This is a genomic window from Ruegeria sp. N7 (assembly GCF_056531345.1).
Window position 1 is genome coordinate 87,239 of record NZ_JBQFLR010000012.1, and the last position, 16,187, is coordinate 103,425.

Genomic DNA, 16,187 nt, shown 5'->3' on the forward strand with positions numbered 1-16,187 from the left:
TGGACGAATATGATTGAAGTGTATCGCGCTGAGAGGAAATGGCAAAAGCAATGAGCGGACAAAAACCTGTGAAACCCTCGCCCGACGGATTGGCCGCATCGGTAAAAGCCGCCAAAACCCGAGGTTTACCGCCCGTTCACCTGTGGAATCCTCCGTTTTGTGGCGATCTGGACATCCGTGTCGCAAAAGATGGTACATGGAATTATTTAGGCTCGCCCATCAATCGGTTCGAGCTTGTGAAGCTTTTTTCCTCAATTCTTAAGAAAGAAGACGGGAAATACTATCTGGTCACGCCGGTTGAAAAGGTGGGAATCACTGTCGAGGACGCGCCGTTCATCGCCGTGGATTTCGAGCAAACCGGCGAAGGTCGGACGCAAGACCTGACCTTTCGCACACAAGTGGACGACATCGCTGTTGCAGGGCCCGCGCATCCAATCCGGATTGTAATCGATCCTGAAACAGAAGAACCGTCACCCTACATACTGATCCGCACGAACCTCGAAGCGCGCATAGATCGCAAAAGCTTCTATCGCCTTGTCGAGATTGGCGGCCACCATGAGGGCTGGTTTGGTGTCTGGTCAGGTGGGCAATTCTTCCCGCTGATCCCTTCAGCCGATCTTGGCTGACCGTGGAGCGCGATCCTGGGCCAGCACGACGGCCAAGGCGACTACGCCCGCGCCCAGCGCACGGGTCCAGTTCCAGTCTTCCCCCAGCATCAGCATGATCAGCATCACGTAAAACGGGGCGATATTGATGTGAAACGAAGCCAGCGCCACGCCCAGCTTTCCCACGGCCGAGATGAACAACACTTGGCTGAGCCCCAGTGATATCAAGGCATAGATCCCAAGCATCCCCCATTGCTGCCCATCAATGGCGGCGGTTGGCAGCACATCCATGCCCAGCTGGGCCGCCCCAAAACTCAGCACTGCGGCCATGAGCAACCCACCGACGAAAGTAATTGTACAGCGCCCGATCTGACTGAGTTCGGGGAAGTCGCGCGCAGTGGCCATGCTGCCCCAGCAAAACAGGCCCGTTGCAAGGATCGCCAGAACCGCGCCCAGCCCCAGCTGTTCGGGCGCGGCGGTGCTGGTTGCAATCAGCCCACCCAGAACCGACACCAGAACACCCAACGCAAAGGTCCACTTCAGCCGTCGGGTTCCTGCCATCAGCTCCAGTACCGTTGCCAGCAAAGGCGCGCAGGATGCAATGATCGCGACTGTCACCGGGTCCGTCATTTTCTGCGCAACGATCAGCAGAAACATGGCAAAGCCAAAACCAAAGCCGCCGACAACCATCGCCCGACCCCATCTTGCGCGTAACACTCTGCTGGGGCCATCCAGCAGGATCCAGACCGGTATCAGAACGGCAATCGCCAGCGCCAGGCGCGCGGTCAGCAATGCAACAGGGGGCCAGGTTTGCAGCAAAACTTCCGCCGCCGGGAACCCCGCTGCCCAGGTAATCATGGAGGCAACCGCCAGCCCATTCCCTGACAACGCAGGGTTTTGGCCACCAGACATAGCGGTAGTTGCCCCGCGTACGGGTTCCGGGCTCATCGCCATTGGATTCGGACCTTTTGTTAAGACGGCACCCGTAATGACGCGCCGCGCTGTGCGGACCCTTGCTGATTCGGTGCAAGCGATCTGGTCGATTTTCGACAATCTGTCGTTTTCGATCCCTTCCCCGAAAATCATCCCTTGGTTATGGTCGGATCAACACAACCACTGACCGCTCATGCCCAGATTTGCTGCCAACCTTTCACTGCTATTTACCGAAATGCCTTACCTGGAGCGGTTTCAGGCTGCGTCAGATGCCGGGTTCACAGCGGTCGAAGTATTGTTTCCTTACGACATCGCCGCGACGGAAACCCGCCGCGCCTTGCTTGCCAACGGGTTGGAGCTTGTGCTGATCAACGCGCCACCGCCCAACTACACCGGCGGTGCGCCGGGTTACGCAGCAATCCCCGATGGTCAATCGCGGTTCCAGTCGGACATTCGCCGTGTCCTGCGATATGCAGGGGTGCTACGCCCCGGTCTGATCCACATCATGTCCGGGTACGCCACCGGGCCGGATGCATTGAGTTGTTTTGTGCAAAATCTGCAATGGGCCGCCGATTTCGCCCCACAGCAACAATTCACCATCGAGCCGCTCAACCCGGTTTCACAGCCCGGATATTTTTTGAACGATTACGATCTGGCAGCAGAGGTTCTCAACCAGGTGAATCGCCCGAATGTCGGCCTGCAATATGACAGCTTTCACGCCCATATGATCCATGGCGACGCGCTGGCTGTCTGGGACCGCTTTCATCCGCAGGTGGTCCATACCCAAGTTGGCGCAGCCCCGGATCGCACGGAACCGGGTCGCGGACCAACGGATTTCAAGGCCTTGTTCTCGGCCATGGACGCGGCAGGTTATAGCGGCTGGATCAGCGCGGAATACACACCCTCAATTCAACGCACCTGCGACACACTCGACTGGATGCGGGACTTGCACTGGTAATTTTCATTCAGATACCGCACATCAAGGGCATTGCGACCATTAGGATGCCTGCTTTGATACCAGCCCGCTATGCCCGTGCCGTTTTCAGCCTGATCATGTCCGGCCTCATGTCCTTGATTGTAACGGGGATCGCGACGGTCAAAGCAATCGGGTTTAACCCCGGCACAGTTGGCGACTGGATGGCGTCCTGGGCTTTTTGCTGGCCCATCGCCTTCACCGTAATCCTGCTGTTTGGCCCGTCCGTGCAACGAATGGTGAACCGTATGGTCGGGCCGCAGGGCTGACCCGCTGATAGTGCAGACCGTCGAGGACTGATGAACAACGCCGCTAGTGCGCCTCGGCCCAGTTTGCACCCTTCCCGGCATCCACGACCAGCTTCACATCCAGTTTGACCGCAGGATCCGAAGCGCCCTCCATCACGTCTCGGGCCACGTCGATCACCTGATCCACTGCATCTTCGGCCACTTCGAACAGCAACTCGTCGTGAACCTGCAACAGCATCTTGGCAGGCAACCCGTTGATCGCATCGGGCATTCGCACCATCGCGCGCCGGATCACATCCGCCGCCGTACCTTGAATTGGCGCATTGATCGCTGCGCGGCGCGAGAACCCGGCATGTGGCCCTTTGGCATTGATCTCGGGCGTGTGAATCTTGCGCCCGAACAGGGTTTGCACATAGCCGTGCTCTTTCGCGAATTCGACTGTGTCGTCCATATAACGGCGAATGCCTGGGAAACGTTCGAAATAACGATCAATAAAGCCCTGCGCCTCGGCCCGCGGAATGCGCAGGTTTCGGGCCAGACCAAAGCCCGAGATGCCGTAGATCACACCGAAATTGATTGCCTTTGCCTGACGGCGGATATCAGGCGTCATCTCATCCAACGGCACATCAAACATCTCGGACGCAGTCATGGCGTGAATATCCAAACCGTCCGAAAATGCCTGTTTCAGAGCCGAAATATCGGCGATATGGGCCAGAATCCGCAACTCGATCTGGCTGTAGTCGAGACTTACCAACACATTGCCCGGCTCGGCGATGAAAGCCTCACGAATACGCCGCCCTTCTTCTGTCCGCACCGGAATGTTTTGCAGGTTCGGATCGGTCGAGGCCAGACGCCCTGTATTTGCTCCGGTGATCGAATAAGACGTATGCACCCGACCTGTGTCGGGGTTGATATGGGTCTGCAGCGCGTCGGTATAGGTCGATTTCAGCTTGCTCAGCTGCCGCCAGTCCAGAACACGGCGCGGCAGTTCATGCTCGGTTGCGAGGTCTTCCAGAATATCAGCGCCGGTCGAGTATTTGCCGGTCTTGCCTTTCTTGCCACCTTCCAGACCCATTTTGTCGAACAGGATTTCGCCCAGCTGAGCAGGCGACCCGACATTAAAGCTTCCTCCGGCCAGCTCGTGAATTTCAGCCTCTAACCCGGCCATTTTCTGGGCAAATGCGTTGGACATCCGGCTCAGGACATCACGGTCGACCTTGATGCCATGCATCTCCATCTCGGCCAGCACCGGCACAAGCGGCCGTTCCAGCGTCTCATAGACCGTGGTCACCTGCGCCCGGTGCAATTGCGGCTTGAACAGCTGCCACAAACGCAAGGTGATGTCCGCATCTTCGGCGGCATAAGCCGTGGCCTCGTCAATCGCGACCTTGTCGAAGGTAATTGCCGATTTTCCCGACCCCAGCAGCGGTTTGATCGGGATTGGTGTGTGGCCCAGATAACGCTCGGACAAGGTGTCCATCCCATGCCCATGCTCACCGCCATGCATGGCGTAGGACATCAGCATCGTATCGTCGATGGGTACCACGTCGATGCCATACCGCCTGAAGATCTTGGCATCATATTTCATGTTCTGCCCGATCTTGAGGACCGACAGGTCCTCGAGCATCGGTTTCAAAAGCCTCAGGGCCTCATCCAATTGCATCTGCCCTTCTGCCAAAGCATCCGAGCCAAACAGATCATCCGCTGATCCATCGCGGTGGGTCAACGGGATGTAACAGGCTTCTCCGGCCTCGACACACAGCGAAATACCCACCAGACCGGCAATCATCTCGTTCAGGCCCGTGGTCTCTGTGTCCACAGCAACCCAACCACGCTCATAGGCCTGGTCAATCCACTTTTGCAGGGCCGCTGCATCACGCACGCATTCGTATTTCGAGCTGTCAAACGGGATCACCTCGGCCTCGACCGCTTCCACCGCTGGCGCAGGGGCGTCGGCAATCACCGGAGCCTCAACCCCCAGCTTGTCAGCGATACGCTTGGTGAGGGTGCGGAACTCCATCTCAGCCAGAAACGCCAACAGCGTGTCCGCATCGGGGTCCTTCACTTCAAGGTCGTCCAAGGTGAAATCCAGCGGAGTATTCTCGTCCAGTTGAACCAGTTTCTTCGAAAGCTCGATCTGGTCTCGCATTTCGATCAGGGTCTGGCGGCGTTTAGGCTGCTTGATCTCATCTGCCCGGTCCAGCAGGGTCTCCAGATCGCCGAATTCGTTGATCAGCAAAGCCGCCGTCTTGACCCCGATTCCCGGCGCCCCCGGAACATTGTCGACGCTGTCACCGGCCAACGCCTGAACATCGACCACACGTTCCGGTCCGACCCCGAACTTCTCGACCACGCCATCCCGGTCAATGCGTTTGTTCTTCATCGCATCCAGCATTTCGACGCCGTCCCCGACCAGCTGCATCAAGTCCTTGTCGGAACTCACGATGGTCACACGGCCACCTGCATCCCGCGCCTGAACGGCGAGCGTCGCAATGATGTCGTCAGCCTCATAACCCTCCATCTCCTTGCAGGCGATGTTGAACGCTTTTGTCGCCTCGCGGGTCAGCGGCATCTGTGGGCGCAAATCCTCGGGCATCGCCTCGCGGTTGGCCTTGTAGAGGTCGTAAAGATCGTTCCGGAAAGTATGAGAACCTTTATCAAAGATCACCGCCACATGGGTCGGCGCATCTGCCCCGGTGTTTCCCTCGACATATTTCTGCAGCATGTTGCAAAAGCCCGAAACAGCCCCAATCGGCAACCCATCCGACTTGCGGGTCAGTGGCGGCAGCGCATGATAGGCCCGGAAAATAAAGGCCGATCCGTCGATCAGATGCAGGTGACACCCTTTTCCGAAATTCGTGGTCATTTCGCGCCCTCTCTGATCGTTTGCGAAAACACTAATGCCACGGGCGCAACGATAGAGCCACCCGCACCGCGGCCGCAATCTTCATCTTTTCATAAATACTCAATGCCCGCACCGGGCAACACGGGCTCAGGCGTCAGTCTGATGCCCGGCCAGAACATATTTGCAGTCGCAATAGGGGCATTCAACCCAGCCCGTGTCTTCGGGGATCTGCAGCCACACGCGCGGATGACCCAACGCACCTTCGCCGCCATCACAGGCAACACGGGCGGTTTCGACGATCTTGGTTTCCGGCGCTTCGATGGTCACGGCTGGCGATCCTTCTTCGGTTGTCGGCCTCGCGGGCATGTATTAGGTGCGTTTATGAGCGATGATCAAACCGGGGGCAAGTGCCACATGTGCGACGCGGCAATCAGGATCGAAGGGCTGCGCAAAACCTATCGCGGTGGCAAGGGTCAGCCCGAAAAGCATGCGCTGAAAGGCATTGACCTGACCGTCCCGCGCGGCTCGGTTTTTGGTCTGCTGGGTCCGAACGGTGCCGGAAAATCGACCCTGATCAATATCCTGGCTGGTCTGGTGGTGAAATCGGCGGGTCGCGTGGCGATCTGGGGCTTCGATCAGGATCAGAGTCCACGCCAGTCGCGATCGGCCATCGGTGTAATGCCACAAGAGCTCAACCTCGACCCGTTTTTCACCCCGCGCGGCGCGCTTGAGGTTCAGGCCGGTCTCTATGGCGTTCCGAAATCCCAACGGCGCAGTGATCAGATTCTGGAATTGGTCGGTCTAAGCGACAAGGCCGAGGCCTATGCACGCACTCTTTCGGGCGGGATGCGGCGGCGGTTGCTGCTGGCCAAAGCACTGGTGCATCACCCGAAAATCCTTGTGCTTGATGAGCCCACAGCAGGTGTGGATATCGAACTGCGCCAGATGCTCTGGGCCAATGTGCGCAAGCTGAACGAACGGGGCATGACCATCATCCTGACCACCCACTACTTGGAAGAAGCGCAGGAGATGTGCGACGAGATCGCCATTATCAACCACGGCGAAAAGGTCGCGCAGGACAGCACGGCCAACTTGCTGGGCCGCTTGGACAGCCGCACCATGGTGATTGTGCCCGACAGCCCGATCATTGATCTGCCTGTGTCAGAAGGCGTCGAGGCAGCTCTCCGCGATGATGGCAGCCTTGTCCTGCAATACCGAAACATCCAGACCAGCGCCGAACAGGTTCTGGAATCGGTGCGCGCCGCGAATATCCGCATCCGCGACGTCCGCACCGAAGAGGCCGATCTTGAGGACGTATTCCTTGCCCTGACCTCGTCCCGTACCGAAGATCATCCGGCGGATGATCAGGATCAGCCACGCCGGGGCATCCACCGCGTCAAGCTTTAAGCCCGGTCTATTCGCGCCTGATAGCAGTTATTCCGCGCAGATCGCACGTGAATATAGGCAACGTCGGATCGGGAAAAGATATCCCTGACTTTTGCGCCGATCTTATCCGTCGGCGTGATCGCCCCGGTGCCATAGACGATCCTGTCATCCGTACCGTAGCCCTTGATCAGATAGTCGGGCGAGGTGGACAGAATTTCGGGCAGCGCGTCTTCCTCGTACCGGTCACATGGTGTTGCACACAAAAAGATCGGGCCGGTTTCCGCATAGGGATGTGTCTTTGAAAAAGGTCGATGTGCCAATATCAGCATCTCATCGCCCTCGGGGATATGTCGCAGGCAGTGGCGGCACGGGTTACCTGCACCCGTCGAAACAGCGCGTTCCGGCGTTGAACCATATGCATCCGCGCCACCTGCCTGAAGGGCGCGTACATCGTTGGTGGGCAAAGCGGTGATTTTGAACATCTCGGATCTCCTTTTTTGCTGACCATGCCCGTGCGACCGGACCCAATCGACCCGTTTCCTGCGCAAAGGACTCGAAAAAGAACAAAACGTGAATATAATGTGGAATCGCCATGTATGCCGAGCTGTCGATCACGTCGAATTTTACCTTCCTCACCGGGGCCTCGCACCCCGAGGAGTATATGGAGCGTGCCGTCACCCTGGGCCTACCCGCCATTGCGATTGCCGATGACAACTCGGTCGCCGGGATCGTCCGCGCCCACACTCAGGCGCGCGAGCTCGCCCGCAAGGTCCGCGAACGGCTGGCGTGGGAGGCGCAGAATACCTCAATCGGGCCACCCTGCCCCGATCATATCCCCAAGCCGCCCTCCTATCCCATCCACGCGGTTCCCCGCCTGATCCCGGCGGCGCGACTGATCTTCACCAATGCGCCCATGGTTACCGCTCTGCCCCTGAACCGGCAGGGCTGGGCCAACCTGTGCCGCATCCTCTCCAAAGGCCGCCTGCGCGCCGATAAGGGCGACTGCATCCTGCACCTGTCTGACCTGCTCGAATTTTCCGATGGCCTCCACCTGCTGCTGTGGCCACAGGCGGCGGGCTCTCCGGGCGGCGCGGGCGCGTGGCGGACACAGGCGCAGCAGCTGACGCGCCGCTTTGCCGGGCGGATGCATCTGTTGATGCACCCCCGGTATGATGGCGCCGATAGCGCATTTTTCTCTTTATTAGAGACTGAAGCAAAACAGCTTGGCATCCTAACGCTCGCCAGCGCGACACCGATGATGCACCACGGCACCCGCCGCAAACTGGGCGATGTGCTGACTGCCATCCGCCTGCGTCGCAAAGTGGATGCATTGGGTCGGGACGCTTTGGCCAATGGTGAACAGCGCCTGCGCTCCGGGGCCGAGATGCTACGCATCTTCAAAGGTCATGAGGGGGCCGTTGCCCGCGCTTATGCGCTCAGCGAACAACTCACGTTCTCGCTGGACGAGCTGCGTTATGAATACCCCAACGAGGGCAGCACACAAGAAACCCCGACCCAGCGCCTGCACCGTCTGGCGCATGAGGGGTTGAAATGGCGTTATCCCGCCGGGGCGCCCGAAAAGGCGAAAAAAATGCTGGCGCATGAGCTGACGCTGATCGGCAAGCTGAAATACGAACCCTACTTCCTGACCGTCCGCGATATCGTCCATTTCGCCCGTTCGCGCAGCATCCTCTGCCAGGGGCGCGGATCGGCTGCCAACTCGGTCGTTTGCTTTTGCCTCGGCATCACCGAGGTCAGCCCCGAGATGGGCACCATGGTGTTTGAACGCTTCGTCTCCGAGGCGCGCGATGAACCGCCAGACATAGACGTCGATTTCGAACATGAACGCCGCGAAGAGGTGATCCAGCACATCTATGACCGCTATGGCCGCGAACGCGCGGGCCTCTGTGCCACGGTGGTCCATTACCGCGGCAAACGCGCCATCCGCGAGGTTGGACGCGCCATGGGCCTGACCGAAGATACAATCTCGGCGCTTTCCTCACAGCTTTGGGGCTTTTTCTCGGCCTCGGGGCTTGAGGCGCAACGGATGCGCGAAATTGGTCTCGACCCCGAAGATCGGCGCCTGAAACAGACTCTAATGCTGGTTTATGAGATCGACGGCTTTCCCCGCCACCTCTCGCAGCATGTGGGAGGATTCATCATCACCGAGGGTCGGCTGGATGAGCTTGTCCCCATCGAAAACGCCACGATGGAGGGTCGCACGGTCATCTGCTGGGACAAGGACGATATCGACAGTCTTGGCATCCTCAAGGTCGATGTCCTCAGCCTCGGGATGCTCACCTGCATCCGCAAGGCGTTTGACCTGATCGGCCAGCACCACCAGACCAGCTATACCCTTGCCACCCTGCCACCCGAGGATCCGGCAGTCTATGACATGCTCTGCAAGGCGGACAGCATCGGCGTGTTTCAGGTGGAATCACGTGCACAGATGAACTTCCTGCCGCGGATGCGGCCGCGTAATTTCTATGATCTGGTGATCGAGGTTGCCATCATCCGCCCCGGCCCCATTCAGGGCGACATGGTCCACCCCTATATCCGCCGCCGGAACGGTGAGGAGGAGGTCAGCTTCCCCTCGGACGCGCTGGGCGAGGTGCTGGGCAAAACGCTGGGCGTGCCGTTGTTTCAGGAACAGGCGATGCAGATCGCCATTGTCGGCGCGGGCTTCACCCCGGAACAGGCCGATCGGCTGCGCCGCTCGCTGGCGACCTTCAAGAAACATGGCAATGTCAGCGAATTCCGCGCGCTCTTTTTGCGCGGGATGAAACGCAACGGGTATGAACAGGATTTCGCGGAACGTTGCTTTTCCCAGATCGAAGGCTTCGGCTCGTACGGTTTCCCCGAAAGCCACGCGGCCAGTTTTGCGCTGCTGGTCTATGCCTCGGCCTGGATCAAATGCCACCATCCGGGCATCTTCGCCTGCGCCCTGCTGAATTCGCAGCCGATGGGGTTCTACGCGCCGGCCCAGATTGTGCGGGATGCGCGCAAACATGGGGTACAGGTGCGCCCGGTCTGCATCAATGCCAGCTTTTGGGACAATGTGATGGAGCCTGATGGCCATGGCGGGCTGGCGCTGCGGCTGGGCTTTCGCCAGATCAAGGGCCTGAGCGAGGAAGACGCCAGCTGGCTGACCGCCGCGCGCGGCAACGGCTACACCCAGGTCGACGATGTCTGGCGCCGCGCAGGCCTTGGACCATCGGTGATCGAACGGCTGGCCGAGGCTGATGCCTTCGCCGCCTGCGACCTGACCCGGCGCGAGGCGCTGTGGCAGGCCAAGGCAATTGCCACAGCCAAGCCTCTGCCCCTGTTTTCGCAAGATCTGGAGGGCGAGGCGCTGGACGAACCCGAGGCTTATCTGCCGCAAATGACGCTGGGCGAACAGGTGGTCGAAGATTACGTCGCCACCCGCCTCAGCCTGCGGGCGCACCCGGTGGCCCTGCTGCGGCATCTGCTGACGCCGGATGGGCGCGACAAAACCACCTCTGTTCCGTAACCCCGGAACACCCTATCTGCCGAAAACAGAGTCGAAATTCAGGCCGTCATGACCAGACCCATCCTTCCCCCGCGCTTTCCCGCGACGCCCGAGCAAATCAACGCGCAAGTTCGCGCCTTTTATGCCCGTGTCCGGCAAGACGCGGTTCTTGGGCCCGTATTTGCCAACCACGTCACCGACTGGCCCGCGCATGAAGACAAGATCGCCGCCTTCTGGCGCAATGCCATCCTGTATGAGCGCTGCTATGACGGCAATCCGCAACGGGTCCATATCGAACGGCCCGATGTGAAACCGAAATTCTTTGCCCATTGGCTGGATCTGTTCGAGGAGGTCGCCACCCGGACTCTGCCCGCGGAAACGGCCACCCCGTGGGTCGCCTTGGCCCGCCGCATCGGTGTCGGCATGAAGGCAGGTGTCCAATCCGCACGACAGCCCAAAGACGCGCCGCCGATCCTGCGATGATCCCGGATCATGGCGGCCATGCGATGTTAGCGATAAAATAAGGGCTATTCGCGCCCTCGGAATAGGGTTAAGCAGCACTACGGACAGCCGGGAACCCTGCCTGCGCTGCTATGATGTATCGTCACCAAACCAACATAGGCCGAGGCCGGATTGATGAGTGCTCAAAACAACACCCTGCGGGGGCTTGGCTATGCATTTCTGGGATTTGCCGTCTTTGCCAGCCACGACGCGCTGATCAAGGTGCTGGGCGGCACCTATTCAGTGATGCAGATCATCTTTTTCGCCACGCTGTTTTCGTTCGTTCCAATGGCCGTCACGATCCTGACCGACCGCACGACGGGAAACTTTCTGCCGCATCACCCATGGCTGGTTTTGCTGCGTTCGGGCCTGATGGTTACGGCCATGTCCTGCGCGTTTTACGCGTTTTCGGTTCTGCCACTGGCCGAGGTCTATTCCCTGCTGTTTTCATTCCCGCTGATCGTCACGGTGCTGTCGATCCCGATACTGGGTGAAGTGGTCCGCGTCCAGCGCTGGGCTGCGGTTGGCGTCGGCCTGATCGGCGTCCTGATCGTTCTGCGCCCCGGTGCAACGGATATCACACTGGGCCATATGGCCGCCCTGATGGCCGCCTTTTGCAGCGCCTTTGCCTCGGTCCTTGTCCGCAAGATCGGGAATGAGGAGCGCTCGGCCGTGCTGATCCTTTATCCGATGCTGCTGGCCATCGTCGTGATGAGCCTTGCCCAACCGGCTGTATATCAGCCGCCGTCCCTGCTGCATCTGGCGATGATGGCGCTGGTTGGGGTGTTCTCGGTCATCGCGCAACACCTGATCATTCTGGCCTACCGCGCCGCACCCGCCGGTGTCGTCGCCCCCAGCCAGTACAGCCAGATCATCTGGGCGACGCTGTTTGGCATGATCTTCTTCGACGAGCGCCCTGACATCTGGGTCGCCGTCGGTGCCAGCATCATCATCGCGTCCGGCGTCTATGTTGTTTGGCGAGAAAGCCGGGCCAACACCACCTCGGTCAACACCCCGGTTCTGCGGGTTCGGTCGCCGCGTTCAGATACCGGGGCGTCACGGCCTGGAAAGTAGGTCCAACAAAAACGGCGCGCCGATCAGCGCGCCTTGGTTGGAAAACTGTGGATTTTACTCTTAGTAGATAACCACCGAACGGATACTTTCGCCCTTATGCATCAGGTCAAAGCCGTGGTTGATGTCGTCCAGACCCATGGTGTGGGTGATCATCGGGTCGATCTCGATTTTGCCTTCCATGTACCAGTCGACGATCTTGGGCACATCCGTGCGCCCACGCGCGCCGCCGAATGCGGTACCGCGCCACGAACGGCCGGTGACCAGTTGGAATGGCCGGGTCGAGATTTCGGCCCCTGCAGGAGCCACGCCGATGATGATCGACTCACCCCAGCCCTTATGCGCCGATTCAAGTGCTGCGCGCATCACGCCGACATTGCCTGTGGCGTCAAACGTATAATCCGCTCCGCCCTTGGTCAGGTTGACGAGATACGGCACCAGATCGCCTTCAACTTCGGACGGGTTCACGAAGTCGGTCATGCCAAACCTTGTGGCCATTTCCACTTTGGAGGGGTTCAGGTCGACGCCGACGATCTGGTCTGCTCCGGCCAGACGCAGACCCTGAATGACGTTCAGGCCGATACCGCCCAGACCAAACACGATTGCGCGGCTGCCGATTTCCACCTTGGCGGTGTTGATGACCGCGCCGATACCGGTCGTGACACCACAGCCGATATAGCAGATCTTGTCGAACGGCGCGTCCTCGCGCACCTTGGCCAGGGCGATTTCAGGCAGAACTGTGTGGTTCGAGAAGGTCGAGCAGCCCATGTAGTGCAGGATCGGATCGCCATCCAAGGTCGAGAAACGAGAGGTGCCATCGGGCATCAGACCCTTGCCCTGGGTTTCCCGGATCGCCTGACACAGGTTGGTCTTGGGGTGCAGACAGTATTCACACTCGCGACATTCCGGCGTGTAAAGCGGGATCACATGATCGCCCGGCTTCAGGCTGGTTACGCCCGGACCCACTTCAACCACCACGCCTGCGCCTTCATGGCCCAGAATGGCCGGGAACAAGCCTTCGGGGTCGGCACCCGACAGGGTGAATTCGTCGGTATGACAGATACCGGTGGCCTTGATCTCGACCAGAACCTCGCCCGCCTTGGGGCCTTCGAGGTTCACATCCATCACTTCCAAAGGTTTGCCTGCCTGAATGGCGACGGCGGCACGGGTACGCATGCTACTTATCTCCCTGTCACTTTTGCCCCGACCCTGCGTCAATTACAGGGTGTTTTCAACCGTGCTTTCATGGCAGGTTGGCTAATTAATTGATATTGCAGAAACGACATTGCCAGAATGAGGAACGCCAATGCACCGATTTTTCCCGATCCTGTTCTTTCTGGCGGCCTGTGCTGAAACCCCGCCCGCGCCCGAAGACGCTTTGCTGCCGCCGGAACCTGCCCCGGTCGATCTGGCCTTTTGTCAGGGAGAAGATTTTTCCGATACCGTTGGCCAGCCGGTTTCGAACATTCAGGCAAACCTGCCCGCACGGTCGCGCGTGCTGGGCCCGGATGGCATCGCCACACAGGATTACCGCATCGACCGGCTGAACGTGTACGTGAATGGTGACGGGATCATCCAGCGGCTGACCTGCGGATAAGGGCGGACTCGACTCAGGCATCGATTCTCACCTAAGAACAAAGTAAGAACATTGTGGTGCCTGCAAATGCCCAAACGCCGAATACTTTCGCTATGGTTCCCTCGCCTGGGGGCTGAACGGCTGATCCGCGCTGCGCGGGGGTTGCATACCGGGCCTTTGGCCATCGTGGCCGAACAGTCGAACATGCAGGTTATTACCTCAGTGAATGCCGATGCGCAGGCTGTCGGGCTGCGTATCGGCCAGCCGGTGCGGGATGCTCATGCCATGTGTGCCAACCTGATCACGCGGCACCGTAACGCCCCGGCCGAAGCCGCGTTCCTGGCCGCGTTGCGTCGCTGGGCGGGAAAGTTCAGCCCATGGGTGGCCGAAGAGGCCCCGGACGGGCTGATCGTCGATCTGTCAGGTTGCGCCCATCTGTTTGGCGGAGAGGAGGCGTTGCTGAACGTTCTTGAAACCGATTGCGCGGATATGGGCCTCAGCGTACAGATTGGCATCGCCGACACGCTGGGCGCAGCCTGGGCTTTGGCGCGCTATGCGGGGCAGGCGGCCACATCCGACCGCAATGGCGACGCCATCAGTCAGGAGGCCCGTGCCACCCGCGCCCGGGCGGGTAAACGGCGGCACTGGACCAAAGGCGGCACCGCGCCGCAAGTGAGGGCCCTGGGTGGAGGCGCGCGGATCGCACCGCCGGGTCAATCTTATGGCGCACTCAGCCCCCTGCCTATCGCCGCGCTGCGATTGGAAGATCAGGTTGTCGTGCAGCTGAACCGTCTGGGCCTGCGCCGCATCGGCGATCTGCTGGGTCAACCCCGCGCCAGCCTTGCGCGGAGGTTTGGACGCGGGCTGGTTCTGCGGTTGGATCAGGCCATGGGCAGCGCGCCCGAGCCTGTTTCGCCCGCCCGCCCGCCGCACCATTTCGCGGTGCGGATGACCCTGCCCAACCCGATTGGTCTGGTTGAGGATGTCATGGCTGCGGTTGATCGGGTTCTGCCAACGCTTTGCACCAAGCTGGAAGAAAAGGGGCGCGGTGCCCGCACCCTGCGGCTGGAGGCGCACCGCGCCGATCAGGCAGCTGAGGTTATCGAGGTCGGCCTGGCCCGCCCAACTTACGATAAATACCGCATTCGCCCTTTGTTAGAGATGAAAGTTGACAAGATCGACGCAGGCTACGGCATCGACATGCTGCGGCTTGAGGCGGTTCAGACAGAACCCATCCACGCCCGTACCGTGGCCGGCCATGCCGAAGCCCGCCGTGTGGCCCGCAACCGGCTGGCGGGCAACACCGCCGTGGATGATCTGATCGGCAAGCTGGGCGCGCGGGTGGGGCTTGAGGCGATCACCCGGCGCCATCCCGCGGCCTCGCACATCCCTGAGAAAACGGCGCAAACGCTGGCGGCGGCATGGTCGGAACCTGCCCGCGACTGGCCTGCGCCGCCACGCCCCCGCCCCCTGCTGATGTGGCAGCCTGAGCCGGTGATGGCACCGGAAACCCCTGACGTGCCCAGCGCCTTTCGCTGGCGCGGGCGTAACTGGCAGCTGGCGCAGGCCACCGGCCCGGAACGGATCGCACCGGAATGGTGGCTGGATGACCCGAACTGGCGCAGCGGCGTGCGGGACTACTGGGTTGTGGTGACACAGCAGGGCGAGCGGTTGTGGCTGTTTTATGGCCATGGCGGAACCATGTCTGCAGGCTGGTTTTGTCACGGGCAGTTTGGTTAGGGTCTATTTCCCTCGGTACACCAACAGATCCGGCAGATAGTCAATCAGACGGATAAACCACGAGAATGGTGCAGGAAAATCTGTACGGAAACGGCGCCGCAACATCGCCTTGACCACACGATCCGCCGCATCCTCGGGGCTCATCAGCATGGGCATCCTGAAGCTGTTTTTCTCAGTCAGACGGGTCTTGATGAAGCCGGGATTAATGATCCGCACGGTCACGCCGGTGCCCGCCAGATCATGGCGCATCGTTTCCGCCAGGGAAATCAGTGCCGCCTTGCTGGCCCCATATCCGATGGCCGCTGGCAACCCGTGATAGCCCGCGAGCGACCCGATCAGCGTAATATCCCCCCGACCTGCCTTAACAAGGTCCGGGACGGTTTCACCCAACACACGCAAAGCACCCAGATAGTTTACATCACCCATCCTGAGCGACGCCTCTGTATCCCAATCCGCCGAGCGCACGGGGTCATACGCGCCGGCATTGTAAACCAGCCCATCGACCAGACCCGCCTCGGCCACAGCCCCGCGAACAGAATCTAAATCAGTGACATCGCACCGGATCGCACGGGCATTGGGAAGCTCGGAGCAGATGTCGGCCAAACGTTCAGAACTACGCGCCGACAAGATCAAATGCGCGCCCCTGTCGCTTAGCGCATTGGCCAAAGCACGACCCAAACCTTCGCTTGCGCCGATGATCCAATAGGTTTTTCCGTCAAAGCTGCTCATGCGCGGGCCGATTCAGTCATGTTTCATATTCTACGGGCCCGTGACGTAGTTGGATCAAATGCGATCGCGCTTCTGACAAAACTTCCAACC

The 16,187-nt window shown here is 59.9% G+C and carries 15 protein-coding genes; 9 read left to right on the forward strand and 6 right to left on the reverse strand.

The window, feature by feature from the left end; translation table 11 throughout:
• Positions 1–50 precede the first annotated feature (50 nt).
• Positions 51–626, forward strand: coding sequence for a DUF1285 domain-containing protein (locus tag ACR0ES_RS14015; RefSeq protein WP_480871069.1), 576 nt, complete (start codon positions 51–53; stop codon positions 624–626).
• On the opposite strand, the gene ACR0ES_RS14020 is transcribed toward ACR0ES_RS14015, so the two are convergent.
• Positions 609–1,463: a DMT family transporter gene (locus tag ACR0ES_RS14020; protein ID WP_480482669.1), complete on the reverse strand. Its 855-nt coding sequence runs from the start codon at positions 1,461–1,463 to the stop codon at positions 609–611. The two genes, ACR0ES_RS14015 and ACR0ES_RS14020, sit on opposite strands and share 18 nt — an antisense overlap.
• 268 nt (positions 1,464–1,731) lie before the next feature.
• Between ACR0ES_RS14020 and ACR0ES_RS14025 the strand changes: the two genes are divergently transcribed.
• Together ACR0ES_RS14025 and ACR0ES_RS14030 are read left to right on the forward strand one after the other, a co-directional pair.
• A complete protein-coding gene (locus tag ACR0ES_RS14025) occupies positions 1,732–2,496 on the forward strand; it encodes a hydroxypyruvate isomerase family protein (RefSeq protein ID WP_480871071.1) in 765 nt (254 codons plus the stop codon).
• Between the two features lie 53 nt (positions 2,497–2,549).
• Positions 2,550–2,780, forward strand: coding sequence for a DUF2798 domain-containing protein (locus ACR0ES_RS14030; protein ID WP_209505197.1), 231 nt, complete (start codon positions 2,550–2,552; stop codon positions 2,778–2,780).
• Positions 2,781–2,823: 43 nt separating this feature from the next.
• On the opposite strand, the gene polA is transcribed toward ACR0ES_RS14030, so the two are convergent.
• Both polA and ACR0ES_RS14040 read right to left on the reverse strand, forming a co-directional pair.
• Positions 2,824–5,625 carry a DNA polymerase I gene (polA, locus tag ACR0ES_RS14035; protein ID WP_480871073.1) on the reverse strand — a complete coding sequence of 934 codons (2,802 nt, stop codon included), beginning with the start codon at positions 5,623–5,625 and terminating at the stop codon, positions 2,824–2,826.
• Positions 5,626–5,751: 126 nt separating this feature from the next.
• Positions 5,752–5,931: a zinc-finger domain-containing protein gene (locus tag ACR0ES_RS14040; RefSeq protein WP_480476870.1), complete on the reverse strand. Its 180-nt coding sequence runs from the start codon at positions 5,929–5,931 to the stop codon at positions 5,752–5,754.
• Positions 5,932–6,018: 87 nt separating this feature from the next.
• Between ACR0ES_RS14040 and ACR0ES_RS14045 the strand changes: the two genes are divergently transcribed.
• Positions 6,019–7,011, forward strand: a complete 993-nt coding sequence (locus tag ACR0ES_RS14045; RefSeq protein ID WP_480871091.1) for an ABC transporter ATP-binding protein — start codon at positions 6,019–6,021, stop codon at positions 7,009–7,011.
• Here ACR0ES_RS14045 and ACR0ES_RS14050 read toward each other — a convergent pair.
• Positions 7,008–7,472, reverse strand: a complete 465-nt coding sequence (locus ACR0ES_RS14050; RefSeq protein WP_480871075.1) for a DUF1203 domain-containing protein — start codon at positions 7,470–7,472, stop codon at positions 7,008–7,010. The genes ACR0ES_RS14045 and ACR0ES_RS14050 overlap by 4 nt on opposite strands.
• 110 nt (positions 7,473–7,582) lie before the next feature.
• Here ACR0ES_RS14050 and ACR0ES_RS14055 point away from each other — a divergent pair, with 110 nt between their 5' ends.
• From ACR0ES_RS14055 to ACR0ES_RS14065, 3 genes are all read left to right on the forward strand, one after another.
• Positions 7,583–10,501 carry an error-prone DNA polymerase gene (locus ACR0ES_RS14055; RefSeq protein WP_480772999.1) on the forward strand — a complete coding sequence of 973 codons (2,919 nt, stop codon included), beginning with the start codon at positions 7,583–7,585 and terminating at the stop codon, positions 10,499–10,501.
• A gap of 48 nt (positions 10,502–10,549) precedes the next feature.
• Positions 10,550–10,963 (forward strand): group III truncated hemoglobin, encoded by a 414-nt coding sequence (locus ACR0ES_RS14060; protein WP_480482659.1) that lies wholly within the window; start codon positions 10,550–10,552, stop codon positions 10,961–10,963.
• Positions 10,964–11,116: 153 nt separating this feature from the next.
• Positions 11,117–12,055 carry a DMT family transporter gene (locus ACR0ES_RS14065; protein ID WP_480506582.1) on the forward strand — a complete coding sequence of 313 codons (939 nt, stop codon included), beginning with the start codon at positions 11,117–11,119 and terminating at the stop codon, positions 12,053–12,055.
• Positions 12,056–12,115: 60 nt separating this feature from the next.
• On the opposite strand, the gene ACR0ES_RS14070 is transcribed toward ACR0ES_RS14065, so the two are convergent.
• The gene (locus ACR0ES_RS14070) at positions 12,116–13,228 is read right to left on the reverse strand and encodes an S-(hydroxymethyl)glutathione dehydrogenase/class III alcohol dehydrogenase (protein ID WP_267364409.1); all 1,113 of its coding nucleotides are present in this window, start codon (positions 13,226–13,228) and stop codon (positions 12,116–12,118) included.
• A gap of 130 nt (positions 13,229–13,358) precedes the next feature.
• On the opposite strand from ACR0ES_RS14070, the gene ACR0ES_RS14075 reads away from it, so the two are divergent.
• Positions 13,359–13,649, forward strand: coding sequence for an I78 family peptidase inhibitor (locus ACR0ES_RS14075; protein WP_480773000.1), 291 nt, complete (start codon positions 13,359–13,361; stop codon positions 13,647–13,649).
• Positions 13,650–13,715: 66 nt separating this feature from the next.
• Complete coding sequence (locus ACR0ES_RS14080; protein WP_480482653.1) at positions 13,716–15,368, forward strand: DUF6504 family protein; 1,653 nt, start codon at positions 13,716–13,718, stop codon at positions 15,366–15,368.
• A gap of 3 nt (positions 15,369–15,371) precedes the next feature.
• On the opposite strand, the gene ACR0ES_RS14085 is transcribed toward ACR0ES_RS14080, so the two are convergent.
• The gene (locus ACR0ES_RS14085) at positions 15,372–16,097 is read right to left on the reverse strand and encodes an SDR family NAD(P)-dependent oxidoreductase (RefSeq protein WP_480871077.1); all 726 of its coding nucleotides are present in this window, start codon (positions 16,095–16,097) and stop codon (positions 15,372–15,374) included.
• Positions 16,098–16,187: the final 90 nt, after the last annotated feature.

Excerpts from the sequence above, each read along its gene's own strand:
- ACR0ES_RS14015 (WP_480871069.1), top strand. The coding sequence starts at position 51 with ATGAGCGGACAAAAACCTGTGAAACCCTCGCCCGACGGATTGGCCGCA.
- ACR0ES_RS14020 (WP_480482669.1), bottom strand. The coding sequence starts at position 1,463 with ATGATTACCTGGGCAGCGGGGTTCCCGGCGGCGGAAGTTTTGCTGCAA.
- ACR0ES_RS14025 (WP_480871071.1), top strand. The coding sequence starts at position 1,732 with ATGCCCAGATTTGCTGCCAACCTTTCACTGCTATTTACCGAAATGCCT.
- polA (WP_480871073.1), bottom strand. The coding sequence starts at position 5,625 with ATGACCACGAATTTCGGAAAAGGGTGTCACCTGCATCTGATCGACGGA.
- ACR0ES_RS14045 (WP_480871091.1), top strand. The coding sequence starts at position 6,019 with ATGTGCGACGCGGCAATCAGGATCGAAGGGCTGCGCAAAACCTATCGC.
- ACR0ES_RS14050 (WP_480871075.1), bottom strand. The coding sequence starts at position 7,472 with ATGTTCAAAATCACCGCTTTGCCCACCAACGATGTACGCGCCCTTCAG.
- ACR0ES_RS14055 (WP_480772999.1), top strand. The coding sequence starts at position 7,583 with ATGTATGCCGAGCTGTCGATCACGTCGAATTTTACCTTCCTCACCGGG.
- ACR0ES_RS14060 (WP_480482659.1), top strand. The coding sequence starts at position 10,550 with ATGACCAGACCCATCCTTCCCCCGCGCTTTCCCGCGACGCCCGAGCAA.
- ACR0ES_RS14065 (WP_480506582.1), top strand. The coding sequence starts at position 11,117 with ATGAGTGCTCAAAACAACACCCTGCGGGGGCTTGGCTATGCATTTCTG.
- ACR0ES_RS14070 (WP_267364409.1), bottom strand. The coding sequence starts at position 13,228 with ATGCGTACCCGTGCCGCCGTCGCCATTCAGGCAGGCAAACCTTTGGAA.
- ACR0ES_RS14075 (WP_480773000.1), top strand. The coding sequence starts at position 13,359 with ATGCACCGATTTTTCCCGATCCTGTTCTTTCTGGCGGCCTGTGCTGAA.
- ACR0ES_RS14080 (WP_480482653.1), top strand. The coding sequence starts at position 13,716 with ATGCCCAAACGCCGAATACTTTCGCTATGGTTCCCTCGCCTGGGGGCT.
- ACR0ES_RS14085 (WP_480871077.1), bottom strand. The coding sequence starts at position 16,097 with ATGAGCAGCTTTGACGGAAAAACCTATTGGATCATCGGCGCAAGCGAA.